Annotated in this window: 13 protein-coding genes; 7 read left to right on the forward strand and 6 right to left on the reverse strand. The window is 48.8% G+C overall.

The annotated features are described in order from the left end of the window. Nucleotides 1-25 precede the first annotated feature (25 nt). Nucleotides 26-2299, forward strand: a complete 2274-nt coding sequence (gene clpA, locus CWE22_RS02255) for an ATP-dependent Clp protease ATP-binding subunit ClpA (protein WP_169929768.1) — start codon at nucleotides 26-28, stop codon at nucleotides 2297-2299. Between the two features lie 43 nt (nucleotides 2300-2342). On the opposite strand, the gene infA is transcribed toward clpA, so the two are convergent. The 4 genes from infA to ald form a co-directional block, all read right to left on the reverse strand. Beyond that, nucleotides 2343-2561 (reverse strand): translation initiation factor IF-1, encoded by a 219-nt coding sequence (infA, locus tag CWE22_RS02260; protein WP_008489926.1) that lies wholly within the window; start codon nucleotides 2559-2561, stop codon nucleotides 2343-2345. 95 nt (nucleotides 2562-2656) lie between these two features. Further along, complete coding sequence (gene aat, locus CWE22_RS02265; RefSeq protein ID WP_169929769.1) at nucleotides 2657-3352, reverse strand: leucyl/phenylalanyl-tRNA--protein transferase; 696 nt, start codon at nucleotides 3350-3352, stop codon at nucleotides 2657-2659. A gap of 12 nt (nucleotides 3353-3364) precedes the next feature. Next, nucleotides 3365-4324, reverse strand: a complete 960-nt coding sequence (gene trxB / locus CWE22_RS02270) for a thioredoxin-disulfide reductase (protein WP_169929770.1) — start codon at nucleotides 4322-4324, stop codon at nucleotides 3365-3367. Between the two features lie 144 nt (nucleotides 4325-4468). Continuing rightward, nucleotides 4469-5596, reverse strand: a complete 1128-nt coding sequence (ald, locus tag CWE22_RS02275; protein WP_169929771.1) for an alanine dehydrogenase — start codon at nucleotides 5594-5596, stop codon at nucleotides 4469-4471. A gap of 144 nt (nucleotides 5597-5740) precedes the next feature. On the opposite strand from ald, the gene CWE22_RS02280 reads away from it, so the two are divergent. From CWE22_RS02280 to serS, 6 genes are all read left to right on the forward strand, one after another. Then, the gene (locus CWE22_RS02280; protein ID WP_169929772.1) at nucleotides 5741-6232 is read left to right on the forward strand and encodes an Lrp/AsnC ligand binding domain-containing protein; all 492 of its coding nucleotides are present in this window, start codon (nucleotides 5741-5743) and stop codon (nucleotides 6230-6232) included. A gap of 135 nt (nucleotides 6233-6367) precedes the next feature. Beyond that, nucleotides 6368-8806, forward strand: coding sequence for a DNA translocase FtsK (locus tag CWE22_RS02285; RefSeq protein ID WP_169929773.1), 2439 nt, complete (start codon nucleotides 6368-6370; stop codon nucleotides 8804-8806). A gap of 4 nt (nucleotides 8807-8810) precedes the next feature. Next, entirely contained in the window at nucleotides 8811-9452 is a 642-nt protein-coding gene (gene lolA, locus CWE22_RS02290) for an outer membrane lipoprotein periplasmic chaperone LolA (protein ID WP_169929774.1), read from the forward strand. Between the two features lie 5 nt (nucleotides 9453-9457). Continuing rightward, complete coding sequence (locus CWE22_RS02295; protein ID WP_169929775.1) at nucleotides 9458-10792, forward strand: replication-associated recombination protein A; 1335 nt, start codon at nucleotides 9458-9460, stop codon at nucleotides 10790-10792. After that, nucleotides 10779-11171, forward strand: a complete 393-nt coding sequence (gene crcB / locus CWE22_RS02300; protein ID WP_244595937.1) for a fluoride efflux transporter CrcB — start codon at nucleotides 10779-10781, stop codon at nucleotides 11169-11171. The genes CWE22_RS02295 and crcB overlap by 14 nt, the downstream gene beginning before the upstream one ends. 1 nt (nucleotide 11172) lies before the next feature. After that, a complete protein-coding gene (gene serS, locus CWE22_RS02305) occupies nucleotides 11173-12468 on the forward strand; it encodes a serine--tRNA ligase (protein ID WP_169929776.1) in 1296 nt (431 codons plus the stop codon). A 38-nt stretch (nucleotides 12469-12506) separates the two neighbouring features. On the opposite strand, the gene CWE22_RS02310 is transcribed toward serS, so the two are convergent. Both CWE22_RS02310 and CWE22_RS02315 read right to left on the reverse strand, forming a co-directional pair. After that, a complete protein-coding gene (locus CWE22_RS02310; RefSeq protein ID WP_169929777.1) occupies nucleotides 12507-12836 on the reverse strand; it encodes a TusE/DsrC/DsvC family sulfur relay protein in 330 nt (109 codons plus the stop codon). Next, nucleotides 12836-13168 (reverse strand): hypothetical protein, encoded by a 333-nt coding sequence (locus CWE22_RS02315; RefSeq protein WP_169929778.1) that lies wholly within the window; start codon nucleotides 13166-13168, stop codon nucleotides 12836-12838. Before CWE22_RS02315 ends, CWE22_RS02310 begins: the two co-directional genes overlap by 1 nt. Between the last annotated feature and the right edge of the window lie 17 nt (nucleotides 13169-13185).

Below are 13185 nucleotides of genomic sequence, written 5' to 3' on the forward strand. Positions count from 1 at the left end.
GGTCTGGTGACCGATAGGAGTAGTCATGTTAAATAAAGCTCTGGAAGTTTCGCTGAATGACGCGTTTAAATTAGCGCGTGATCGTCGTCATGAACTTATGACGGTGGAGCATTTACTCCTCGCACTCTTAGAGAATCCAGAAGCCGCGCAGGCGTTGCGAGCGTGCGGCTTAGTGTTTGACCAGTTAAAACAAGAATTAGTCGGCTATATTGAGCGCAGTACCCCCAGTTTTGATACCGAAAGTGTCGATACCGAAACGCAGCCGACCCTTGGCTTTCAGCGAGTGTTACAGCGCGCTGTGTTCCATGTGCAGTCGTCTGGCAATAGCGAAGTTACGGGTGCCAATGTCCTGGTGGCCATTTTCTCCGAACAAGAATCACACGCGGTGTATCTCCTGAACAAGCACGATATAACGCGCCTCGATATTGTGCACTTTTTGTCGCACGGCTTAACCAAACTTGATGACGAGCAAGGTCGCCCTGAACAGCAAGACAGTGAAACAGGTGAGTCGCAACCCGATGAGCAACAGAGTCACTTGAAACGATTTTGTACGAATTTGAATGCTCGTGCTCGTGAAGGCAAGATTGATCCTTTAATCGGTCGTGATAGTGAGCTTGAGCGTTGCATTCAAGTGCTTTGCCGTCGGCGCAAGAACAATCCACTGTTAGTGGGTGAGGCTGGTGTAGGTAAAACAGCGATCGCCGAAGGTCTAGCTTATCGCATTGAACAAGATGATGTGCCTGAAATCATGCAAGATGCTGTGATTTATTCGCTAGATATGGGTGGATTGCTGGCAGGAACCAAATATCGCGGTGATTTTGAAAAGCGCTTCAAGCAGTTGTTGAAAGAAGTGACCGAACACGAACATGCCATTCTGTTTATCGATGAAATTCACTCGATTATCGGTGCTGGAGCAGCCAGTGGTGGCGTGTTAGACGCTTCAAACCTACTCAAGCCTATGTTGTCCAGTGGCGAGTTAAAATGTATCGGTTCAACAACCTACAACGAGTTTAAGAACATCTTTGAAAAGGACCGGGCGCTGGTGCGTCGTTTCCAAAAGGTCGACGTGAACGAGCCTTCGGTTGATGACACCACACGTATTCTGCAAGGCTTGAAAGAGCGTTATGAGGCGCATCACGGTATTCGTTATACCCAACCAGCCATTCGCGCTGCTGCGGAATTGTCGGCACGTTACATCAATGAACGGCATTTACCCGACAAAGCAATCGATGTTCTAGATGAGGCTGGAGCGAGCCAACGTTTGTTGCCGCCCTCGAAACGCAAGAAAACGATAGGTGTCGCAGATATTGAAGCGATTATTGCGAAGATAGCGCGGATCCCCGAGCAATCGGTGTCTCGAACTGACCAACAATTGCTCCAGCAATTGGATCGCAACTTAAAGTTAGTGGTGTTTGGTCAAGATCAAGCCATCGACCAACTGACCGCAGCCATTCGGTTATCACGCTCGGGGCTAGGCAATGAACAGAAACCTATTGGTTCGTTCCTATTTGCGGGACCTACTGGTGTCGGTAAAACGGAAATTACGCAACAGCTTGCGAAGGCTCTGGGTATCGAGTTCCAGCGTTTTGATATGTCTGAGTATATGGAGCGACACGCGGTGAGCCGACTCATTGGTGCACCTCCCGGTTATGTCGGGTACGACCAAGGCGGGCTTTTGACCGACGGTGTCATCAAGCATCCGCACTCGGTTGTCCTACTGGATGAAATTGAAAAAGCGCATCCTGATATTTTCAATATTCTGCTGCAAGTTATGGACCATGGTAGCTTGACCGATAATAACGGTCGCAAGGCAGATTTCCGGAACGTGATTTTAGTGTTAACCACCAACGCTGGTGTTCAGGAAACCGTTCGCCAGTCGATTGGTTTTAAACAACAAGACCATGCGCCTGACGCGATGTTGGAAATTAATCGGTTGTTCTCACCAGAATTCCGCAATCGACTCGATAACATTGTCTGGTTCAATCACTTATCACCGGAAGTGATAGAGCAGGTGGTTGATAAGTTTATCTGTGAACTGCAAGCACAGTTAGACCGCAAACATGTATCTTTAGAATTAGATGCAGATGCCTATAAATGGTTAGCCGATAAAGGTTACGACAAAGCAATGGGTGCTCGTCCGATGGCGCGCGTTATTCAGGAACACTTGAAGAAACCAATGGCAAACGAGATTCTCTTCGGAAAGCTTGCAAATGGCGGCTCGGTACAAGTGAGTGTCGTAAACGATGAGCTTAAATTAGAAATTTCGGAACGCGAAACACGCAGCTCAACAACGAGTTGAGCTGCGTGCTCTTGCTACAGCAATTTAATCAAACAATGAGAGATTAACGAGCGCGGAAAACGATACGACCCTTGGTCAGGTCATATGGAGTCAACTGAACAGTCACCGTGTCACCGGTTAAGATGCGAATATAGTGTTTGCGCATTTTGCCTGAGATATGAGCAGTCACAACGTGACCATTCTCCAGTTCAACACGAAACATGGTATTCGGCAGGGTATCAAGCACCGTGCCTTGCATTTCAATACTGTCTTCTTTTGCCATTCAATTCCTCGGTTTTCTTTTGTTGGGTGCGTCGATAACGCAGGCTCGAATCCAAGCCTTCTAAAAAGTGGTCAGAATTCTAGCGGTTTTCGTGGCTAAAAGCCAATCTTTAACTGGCGCCGCTGGTAGAAATCTCGTAATCCATTCGATACAGGCGCATTCAGTTGTTCTATGAATTCACTTCGGGGAAGGTTGATCGCGCCTAAACTCAGGAGGTGAGGGTTTTCTATCTGAGCATCGAGACATTGGCCGCCAGAACTAAAAAAAACATGAGCAAAAGTGAGTAAAGCCAGCTTCGAGGCGTTAGGCCGCAGGTGAAACATACTTTCTGCCGTGAAAACGGAATTGATACTGAGTCCGTACAGGCCTCCCACTAACTGTTCTTGCTCCCACACCTCGACGGAATGTGCCTGACCGCGGTGATGAAGTCGGGTGTAAGCATCAATAAATTCGTCGTGGATCCAAACGCCACTCGCCTGATGTGCCTGACGGCAGCCTTTAATGACTGCTACGAAGTCTTGATTGAGCGTTACATGAAAGTTGGTGGTACGGCTGAAACGACGCATTGAACGACTATAATGCAGTGAGTCTGGCGTGAATACGGCGCGTGGGTCAGGACTCCACCAAAGTATGGGGTCATCCTGACCGTACCACGGGAAAATACCACTTTGATAAGCACTCAGGAGACGCTCAGCAGATAAGTCCCCACCAACCGCTAGCAAGCCATTGGGATCTTGCAAAGCATGATGAACTGGCGGGAAACTCGTCGTCTCGTCGAGAAAGCGTAACATGGCTTGTTGCCGCTACGCTTTGGTTAGCCCATCAAGATAGCGTTCCGCATCAAGTGCAGCCATACAACCGGTTCCCGCTGAGGTAATTGCTTGACGATAGATATGATCCATCACATCACCTGCAGCGAAGACACCTGGCACGCTGGTTGCGGTGGCATTGCCATTTAAGCCAGAGCGCACAACGATGTACCCATCCTGCATTTCAAGCTGATCCACAAACAATGATGTATTGGGTTGATGACCGATCGCAATAAAACAGCCCATCACGTCGAGTTCTTTGAGTTCGCCGGTTTGCGTATTCTTGGTCCGGACGCCGTTGACGCCCATATCATCACCGAGGACTTCATCCAGAGTTTCGTTCAAGTGCAGCACTACATTGCCGTTGCTCGCTTTTTCCATTAAGCGATCGACAAGAATCTTCTCTGCGCGGAAGGTGTCACGACGGTGAATAACATGAACCTCACTAGCGATATTGGCTAAGTAGAGTGCTTCTTCAACCGCTGTGTTACCACCACCAACAACACAAACTTTCTGGTTACGATAGAAAAAACCGTCACAGGTTGCACAAGCCGACACGCCTTTACCCATGAATGCTTGTTCTGAATCTAAACCCAGATATTTAGCCGAAGCACCGGTCGCAATCACCACCGCGTCTGCGGTGTAGCTGCCACTATCACCAGTCAACTGCATCGGACGCGCAGTGAAATCAACTTTATTGATGTGATCAAAAATGATTTCAGTATTAAATTTTTCAGCGTGTTGCTGCATCCGCACCATTAAATCTGGCCCTGTTAGTCCTTCCGGATCTCCAGGCCAGTTTTCGACTTCGGTCGTGGTGGTTAGCTGCCCACCTTGCTGCATCCCCGTTACCAGTACTGGGTTGAGATTAGCACGCGCTGCATAAACGGCAGCCGTATATCCCGCTGGGCCCGATCCTAAAATTAATAGTCGACAGTGTTTGGCCTCAGCCATAATACCTTTACTCCCTTTCGATACCGCAATTCAGTAGATAATGAAATTAGTGGGGTCGATTGTAGGAATTACCAACCCCTGAAACAAGAGACCCGCAGCATTAAATCTACGGGTCTCGTGCCAGCCAGCCTTTACAGTCAATGATTAGCTTTTAATTGCTTCATTTGGATCGAGATAGGCTAAACCTAATTGCTCACCAAGGTCATCGTGTACGGCTTTGTACGTGATCTTACCTTTGTGCATGTTTAAACCGTTCAACAAATGTGGGTCCGCAGCCATGGCTTTTAGGCCTTTGTTCGCTAACGCGAGACCAAAAGGCAGAGTAGCGTTGTTTAAAGCTATCGTAGAGGTCCGAGCAACCCCACCTGGCATATTTGCGACACAATAATGAATGACGTCATCCACCACATACGTTGGGTTTTGATGGGTTGTTGCTTTCGAAGTCTCGAAACAACCCCCTTGGTCAATTGCTACATCAACCAAAACTGAGCCTGGCTTCATGTTTTTGATGTGCTCACGAGTCAATAACTTAGGTGCAGCAGCGCCAGGAATCAACACAGCACCGATAACCAGGTCTGCTTCACGCGAGAAACGGTCAATGGCATCGACAGTCGAGTAAATCGTTTTAATCCGACCACCAAAGATATCATCGAGTTGACGCAAACGCGGTAAAGAACGGTCAAGAATCGTCACATCTGCGCCCAAACCAACCGCCATTTTAGCTGCCTGTGTACCGACCACGCCGCCACCAATAATCAAGACTTTGCCCGGTTCAACACCAGGTACACCACCGAGCAAAGTACCGCTACCGCCGTTGGCCTTTTCGAGGTTGTGCGCGCCGGCCTGAATAGACATACGACCAGCAACTTCACTCATTGGTGCGAGCAGTGGTAAGCCACCATTACGGTCAGTAACCGTCTCATAGGCAATAGCTGTGACACCTGACTCGGCAAGTAATTGAGTTTGCGTAGGATCGGGCGCCAAATGCAAATAGGTGTAAAGAATTTGCCCTTCGCGAAGTTGTTTACACTCCTCTGGCTGTGGCTCTTTTACCTTAATAATCATTTCGGCGCGGGCAAAGATTTCCTTCGGGTCGTTAACGATTTCTGCACCGGCTATTTCGTAATCTTCATTTGTGAATCCAATTGAGGCACCGCCGTTTTGCTCAATCATGACATGGTGGCCATGTTCAACATACTCACGCACGGCTGCTGGAGTTAGACCGATGCGATATTCGTGGTTTTTTATTTCTTTTGGTACGCCAATTAACATGTCAGTTGCCTCACTAGGTTCTGCACAAACTTATCGAAAAAGATGGTGCGCATTATAGGGTAAAGCCGTAGTGTGTTTCGTACTTTTTTAAGGGGCAAAAATAGCGTATAAAGAGGTAAATATTATTCTATTCCGTGGAAACCTATGTTTAATCCAGAAGAACCCGTGAAAATCACTATTGACCGAATCGACCGCAAGATTCTACGACTTTTGCAGAATGATGGCCGCATGACCAACGTAACTCTGGCTGATAAAGTGGGTTTGAGTGCTACGGCGTGCAGCGAGCGGGTTCGTAAACTCGAGAAAGAAGGGGTTATCGAAGGCTATTTTGCTCGCATCAATCCGGCTAAACTCGGTGCGAACCTCATGGTTTTTGTCGAAATAACGCTGACGCGTACTTCTGCGGATGCTTTTGCCGAGTTCAGTGAAGCCGTGCGGACGACTCCCGAAATACTCGAATGCCACTTAGTGGCGGGTGATTTTGACTTTTTGATCAAAGCGCGAGTACCGGATATGCCTTCTTATCGAAAATTATTAGGTGAGACCATTTTAATGATGCCAGGCGTCAATGAGTCGCGCACTTATGTGGTGATGGAAGAAGTAAAACATGAGAATAAGGTCTTGATTAAAGGTTAAGAAAAGACGCTTTTAGCTACTGCGAAATCAGCATAATCGCGCTACACTGATAGGCGTTGCCATGAGTATGGAATAGCGCAAGGTAGCGGCAATGATGGGTACGAACTATAACGATAAAGCCAATGGAGATTTGCCATGAGTGGCGTGCAACGGGTGCTTGAAGTAGGTCTGATATTGTGTGGAGCTTTTGCGCTGTTTCTGATGTTAGCGCTCGGCAGCTTCAGTCCTGCTGATCCCAGTTGGTCACAAACGAGTTACGAAGGCACTATTGAAAATGCTGCCGGAGCCATTGGTGCCTGGTTTGCTGACGCGCTGTTATTCACCTTTGGTTATGTTTCTTATTTTGTTCCTATTGGTTTTGCTGCACTCGGTTACATGCTCTTTCGGCAGCCGCACCGTTTATTAGAACTTGATTATCTTGCGCTAGGTCTGCGCCTCATCGGTTTGCTGTTAACCTTCATCGGCGCTTCAGCATTAGCGTCTATGAATTTTATGAATGTTTATTCGTTCTCCGCGGGTGGAGTAGTTGGCGATGTGATTAGTTCGTCATTGTTGCCGTATTTCAATATTATCGGCACGACCTTATTACTGCTGACATTTCTACTCACGGGGCTAACCCTTGTCAGCGGCCTGTCTTGGATCAAGCTCATTGATGGTCTTGGTGCCATCACCATACGGACGGGCATTGTTGTTGCACAGCAGCTGCAATCTTTTACTCGTTATATTAAATCTCATGTGCGCTCGGGGGCAGCCACAACCGGCACCTCTGAAACGGCACAAACAGAGCAGAAAAACACCGGCAAAGGGCGCCGCATCGAGCGCGCAGAACCTGAGTTATCGCTCCCAGAGATGAGTGCGTTGGACGATGATGAGCCACCTTTTGCGCTCGATTCGTCGGCTTCGAACACCGCAACGAAGCCAACTTCACCCAGCCGCTTCAGTCGCGAAGCACGACAAGCGAAAGCCGCCGCGGCCATCGCAGGAAAAGAATCAACTCGCTCAGACGGTATCGATGAAAGTTTAGACGAAGCTTTAAGCACAAGCGTTGACGAAGATGAGTCACCCGTTACGCTCTCTGTCGATCCCTTGCCGTCGATAGAACTTCTGGATCGGCCGAACAAAACGCACAACCCGTTAACGCAAGAGGAACTCGATCAAATTGGCAGTACGGTCGAGGCTGTGCTGCTCGACTTTGGCGTTGAAGTAAAGGTTGCTAATGTCCAACCAGGTCCTGTTATTACGCGTTTTGAGCTGGACCTGGCGCCGGGAGTGAAGGTATCCAAAATTTCTAATCTGGATAAAGACATCGCTCGGTCACTATCGGCCATATCGGTGCGGGTGGTTGAGGTTATTCCAGGAAAATCCTATGTCGGTCTGGAGCTGCCCAACAAGAGCCGCGAGACCGTCTATTTCAGTGAAGTTGTGAGCTGCGATACCTTTCAACAAAGCACTTCACCACTGACTATGGTGTTAGGAAAGGGTATTGCGGGGCAGCCCGTTATCGTTGATTTGGCGAAGATGCCGCATTTGTTAGTTGCAGGTACCACAGGCTCCGGGAAATCAGTTGGCGTCAACGTCATGATTCTCAGTTTGCTCTATAAAAGCTCACCTGAAGATGTGCGCTTGATTATGATCGATCCCAAAATGCTTGAGCTTTCAGTCTATGAGGGTATTCCACACTTATTGACGGAGGTTGTTACCGACATGAAGGACGCCGCCAACGCGCTGCGTTGGTGTGTCGGTGAAATGGAGCGTCGGTACAAGTTGATGTCAGCTTTAGGTGTACGTAACTTGAAAGGTTATAACGCCAAAGTGCTGGAAGCGCGCGAGGCGGGTGAACCCTTGTTAGACCCGATTTGGAAGCCGGGTGACTCAATGGATCCGCTACCACCTGAACTCGAGAAACTGCCGAGTATTGTGGTTGTGATTGACGAATTTGCTGACATGATGATGATTGTTGGCAAAAAAGTTGAAGAGTTAATCGCACGTATTGCGCAAAAAGCGCGCGCAGCTGGAATTCATCTCATTTTAGCCACGCAACGCCCTTCAGTAGACGTTATTACGGGTCTAATTAAGGCGAACATTCCGACGCGTATTGCATTCCAAGTGCAATCGAAGATCGATTCGCGAACTATTCTTGACCAGCCCGGCGCAGACCAATTGCTCGGGGCAGGTGATATGTTGTATTTACCGCCAGGCAGCGGCGTTCCAACCCGTGTACATGGCGCCTTTGTGGACGACCACGAGGTGCATGCTGTGGTTGCGGACTGGAAAAAGCGTGGGAAGCCCAACTACTTGGATGAAATCCTTAAAGGCGATATGGGTGAAGACTCGTTACTGCCCGGTGAACAACTGGATATGGGTGATGAGGAATCGGATTCGCTCTATGATGAGGCCGTTGCTTTTGTCACCGAAACACGCCGGGTTTCGATTTCCAGCGTCCAGCGCAAATTCAGAATTGGTTACAATCGTGCAGCACGGATTGTTGAACAAATGGAAATGAGCGGTGTCGTTACTAGTGCGGGCCATAATGGCCAACGCGAAGTCCTAGCGCCGAAGCCACCAAGAGATTGATGCCATGAGAAGTATTTATAAAGTCGCCGTTGTAACCATCTTTGCCGGTTTCATGACCGGCTATTCAAGCCTAGTCGCTGCTGATGAACGAGCGGCGTTGCAAGAACGGTTGGGACAGATCAGTAATATGGACGCCACCTTCAGCCAGCAGGTTACTGATGGTAATGGTGAGTTGGTTCAACAGCTGCATGGTCGCTTAGCTCTGGCTCGCCCGCATTTCTTATACTGGCAAACCGATGCGCCAGATGAAACTGTGATGGTCGCTGACGGCACGAGTCTCTGGTACTACAATCCGTTTGTGGAGCAGGTTACTGTTACCGATCAAACCGATACTATGGAGCAAAGTCCATTGCTATTGCTGCTGGATGACTCTACTGCTGCATGGGATGATTATGTCGTGAAACAAGAGGGCGATAGCTTTGCCTTGCAACCGCTTGCGCATGCGAATTCATTGCAAAGTTTGCAACTGGTTTTTGAAGCGCAAAGCCCGGTGATGCGAACCATTATTCTCGACGATGGTCAGGGCCAAATCAGTACCATTGAGTTGGCCGATGTCACGGTCAATGAAGAATTAGCGTCTACACTATTCGAGTTTACTATTCCTGAAGGTGTGGATGTCGATGATCAACGTAATCCTCAGGGGTAGCTTGAATGAGCAATCAGACGTTTGATTTTACGCCTGATTTTCGCCCCTTGGCTGCGCGGATGCGGCCAAGCACTTTAGCCGAGTATACAGGTCAAGACCATATTCTAGGTCCAGACAAGCCTTTGCGCCGCGCACTCGAGCGCGGGATCTTGCACTCAATGATATTGTGGGGACCACCGGGTACAGGGAAGACCACGTTAGCGAGTTTGATCGCAGCTAATGCACAAGCCGAATTTGTGACGTTGAGCGCTGTCACGAGTGGCGTAAAAGATATTCGTAGTGCCATCGATGCTGCCCAAAAGCGTGGAACAGAGCACCACCGTCGTACGGTTCTCTTTGTTGATGAAGTACATCGCTTTAATAAAGGGCAGCAAGATGCCTTTTTACCCTATATTGAGGATGGCACCATTATTTTTGTCGGTGCCACCACCGAAAATCCAGCCTTTGAACTGAATCGTGCGCTACTCTCCCGCGCTCGAATCTATCGTTTGCAAAGTCTCACGGAAAGCGTGATTACTCAATTAGTCATGACGGCTCTCAATGATGCAGAGCGAGGGCTTGGTGCGCGCAATTTACAGCTGGATACTGAAGCACTCGAGTTTTTAGTGGCGAGTGCTGCCGGCGATGCGCGTCGAGCATTGAATTTTCTCGAAATAGCCGCGGACGCAACCGAAACAAATACCATCGGGCTCAATTTGGTCCAGCAAGCGGTGGGCAAAAAACATGCAAGTTATGATAAACGCGGTGATGCGTTTTTTGACATACTGAGCGCGCTCCATAAATCAGTGCGCGGTTCATCAGTAGATGGAGCCTTATATTGGTTTGCACGCGTACTCGAGGGTGGTGGCGACGCTCTAGTCGTTGCGCGACGCCTACTGGCAATCGCTTCCGAGGATATCGGTAATGCAGATCCACGCGCACTGCAGTTGGCCTTAAATGCTTGGGATACTTTTGAACGGGTCGGGCCAGCTGAAGGGGAACGAGCTATCGCTCAAGCTCTGGTTTATTGTTGTTTAGCTCCCAAAAGCAATGCAGTTTATGTAGCGTTCAAAGCAGCCAAACGCGCGGCTGCTGACTATCCAGACTTAGCGGTGCCAAAACATCTGTGCAATGCGCCAACGAGTTTGCACAAAGAGCTCGGGCATGGAGTCGATTATCGATATGCACACGATTTTCCGAATGCTGTGGTGCCGGGTGAGCGCTATGTTCCCCCCGAATTAGGCCGCCCTGACTTCTATCAGCCATCCGATCGCGGCTTAGAGAAACAATTGCGAGCCAAGTCAGACTGGTTACGCGAACAGGATCAAACCAGTGGTTGGAAACGTGATGACGATAACTAATTTTGTCTATGTAGCGCTGGGCGGTGCAGTAGGCTCAATGGCCCGTTATGGAGTGGGTCTTGCCTTAGCAAATTCTGCTGTGAAAGCATTCCCTTTAGCTACCTTAGTGGTTAACATAGTCGGTTCTTTTTTACTGGCGATTGTGTACCTGTACGTACAGCATCACTCGAGTCAACAAACCCTATGGTTATTGCTTGGTGTGGGACTGCTCGGTGCCTTCACCACATTCTCCACGTTTTCGCTGGAGGTAGTGCAATTACTGCAACAAGCGGCTTGGTTTAAAGCTGTTGCGGTCGCTAGTCTGAATTTCATTTGTTGTATTGCTGCAGTCGCGGTAGGACTGTGGTTAAAGCCATTTTTAGTTAACTATTGGAACTAGCATGTTAGACGCTAAATTATTTCGTAATGACCTTGCTGAAACAGCCGCGCGATTGAAAGCGACGCGTAATTTTGACCTCGATGTTGCTTATTTTGAGCAGTTGGAGAGTCAGCGCAAAGCCATTCAGGTGCAAACGGAAACTTTGCAGGCTGAGCGAAATAGTCGTTCCAAATCAATTGGCCAAGCAAAAGCAAAAGGCGAGGACATTCAGCCATTACTGGCGGAAGTCGATCAGTTGGGCGAAAAGTTAGAAGCAGCGAAAGCACAACTAAAAACAATACAAGATGAAATGCATCAAGTGATTGCTGGTATTCCGAATTTGCCGGCGGATGAAGTGCCATTGGGTAAAGATGAAGACGAAAATGTCGAAGTCTTGCGCTGGGGCACACCTCGCGACTTTTCATTTGAACCGAAAGATCATGTGGACGTTGGTCTGGGGCTACAGCACGGGATGAACTTTGAGCAGGGCTCGAAACTAGCGGGGGCACGCTTTGTCGTTTTACAAGGCGCGATTGCCCGTTTACATCGAGCTTTGACGCAGTTTATGTTGGATTTGCACACCAACGAGCATGGTTATCTCGAAACCTATGTCCCCTATTTAGTCAATCAAGACACTCTGTTTGGAACGGGTCAATTACCGAAGTTTGGCGAAGATCTGTTTCATGTCCAAGGCGCTACGGAGTCTGAAGTCGCATTGTCATTAATTCCTACGGCTGAAGTACCGCTCACGAATTTATGGCGAGATGAGATTGCTGAAGAAGCTCAACTGCCACTACAGTATGTTGCCCACACGCCTTGTTTTCGGAGTGAAGCCGGCTCGCACGGTCGTGATACACGTGGCCTGATTCGTCAGCATCAATTCGACAAGGTTGAGTTAGTTTGGTTGGTAAAACCTGAAGAGTCGATGGCGACGTTAGACACGCTTGTAGGCCATGCTGAGAAAGTATTACAGCTCCTTGAGTTGCCGTATCGTAAAGTCGTGCTGTGTACTGGTGATATGGGCTTCGGTGCTTGTAAAACCTATGACTTAGAAGTGTGGTTGCCAACGCAAAATAAATATCGCGAAATCAGTAGTTGTTCAAATATGGGTGATTTTCAGGCTCGCCGTATGCAAGCGCGTTTCCGCCGCAAGGGTGGCAAGCCTGAATTAATGCATACCTTGAACGGTTCGGGTTTAGCCGTGGGTCGTACTTTGGTGGCGTTACTTGAGAACAATCAGCAGGAAGACGGCTCTGTTACAGTACCCGCAGCATTACAGCCCTATCTAGGCGGTACCTCAGTCCTCGCAGCCGACTAACAGCTACTGGCTAATAGCTAATAGCTACTAGCAAAGATTTAGATGCACTTCGCAGGCTTTGGTAAGCCTGCGATGCGTGTCGCCTGTTTGGCTGGACCTTTCGGGAATAGTTTATAGAGATAGGGACTGTTGGCTTTGTCGGCGCCCAGTGATTTCCCAATGGCTTTCACCAATACTCGCATAGCTGGACTGGTATCAAACTCTTGGTAGAACGAGCGGACAAAGTACACCACTTCCCAATGTGCTGGTGTCATAGTTATGTTTTCTAATTCTGCGATGTGCTCGGCTAATGCCGGTGACCACTTGTTGAAATCGGCAAGATAACCGTGTTTGTCGGTTTCAAAGCGTTGACCATCGAATTCGAACATCAGTTTTCCTCCGCCTTGTTCGCCGCTACCGTCATATCATCCCACAACAGCACTGGCTGGCAATTTAACGTCAGTTCCACCCACTGCGCCGCATTAACCTGAATCAAGCCCGCTGGAGGTTCCTCAGAGAGGATAGGGTAATGCGCTTGCAGTTGTGCAAGCTCATCAATCAATACATAGGCCGGAACCGGGATTTCCCGCAGTGCTCCGGGTACTTGATACGCATGCAATAACGCGGCTTCACTTAACAACACACAGCTCGGCGCCAATAGGTAGCGCTCGCGCCATTCTGGCGTAGGCCAATGGCGAATATGATGAAGTGTTTTGGTCATTGGCTTTTGCATGAGCT

Source organism: Pseudidiomarina aestuarii (assembly GCF_003987355.1).
In the GTDB taxonomy this organism is placed as follows: Bacteria; Pseudomonadota; Gammaproteobacteria; order Enterobacterales; family Alteromonadaceae; genus Pseudidiomarina; species Pseudidiomarina aestuarii.

What these genes read in the sequence shown, in the direction of transcription:
- aat (WP_169929769.1), bottom strand. Translation starts at nt 3,352, where the DNA reads ATGTTACGCTTTCTCGACGAGACGACGAGTTTCCCGCCAGTTCATCAT.
- CWE22_RS02295 (WP_169929775.1), top strand. Translation starts at nt 9,458, where the DNA reads ATGAGCAATCAGACGTTTGATTTTACGCCTGATTTTCGCCCCTTGGCT.
- CWE22_RS02280 (WP_169929772.1), top strand. Translation starts at nt 5,741, where the DNA reads ATGTTTAATCCAGAAGAACCCGTGAAAATCACTATTGACCGAATCGAC.
- lolA (WP_169929774.1), top strand. Translation starts at nt 8,811, where the DNA reads ATGAGAAGTATTTATAAAGTCGCCGTTGTAACCATCTTTGCCGGTTTC.
- trxB (WP_169929770.1), bottom strand. Translation starts at nt 4,324, where the DNA reads ATGGCTGAGGCCAAACACTGTCGACTATTAATTTTAGGATCGGGCCCA.
- serS (WP_169929776.1), top strand. Translation starts at nt 11,173, where the DNA reads ATGTTAGACGCTAAATTATTTCGTAATGACCTTGCTGAAACAGCCGCG.
- clpA (WP_169929768.1), top strand. Translation starts at nt 26, where the DNA reads ATGTTAAATAAAGCTCTGGAAGTTTCGCTGAATGACGCGTTTAAATTA.
- CWE22_RS02285 (WP_169929773.1), top strand. Translation starts at nt 6,368, where the DNA reads ATGAGTGGCGTGCAACGGGTGCTTGAAGTAGGTCTGATATTGTGTGGA.
- CWE22_RS02315 (WP_169929778.1), bottom strand. Translation starts at nt 13,168, where the DNA reads ATGACCAAAACACTTCATCATATTCGCCATTGGCCTACGCCAGAATGG.
- infA (WP_008489926.1), bottom strand. Translation starts at nt 2,561, where the DNA reads ATGGCAAAAGAAGACAGTATTGAAATGCAAGGCACGGTGCTTGATACC.
- crcB (WP_244595937.1), top strand. Translation starts at nt 10,779, where the DNA reads ATGACGATAACTAATTTTGTCTATGTAGCGCTGGGCGGTGCAGTAGGC.
- CWE22_RS02310 (WP_169929777.1), bottom strand. Translation starts at nt 12,836, where the DNA reads ATGTTCGAATTCGATGGTCAACGCTTTGAAACCGACAAACACGGTTAT.
- ald (WP_169929771.1), bottom strand. Translation starts at nt 5,596, where the DNA reads ATGTTAATTGGCGTACCAAAAGAAATAAAAAACCACGAATATCGCATC.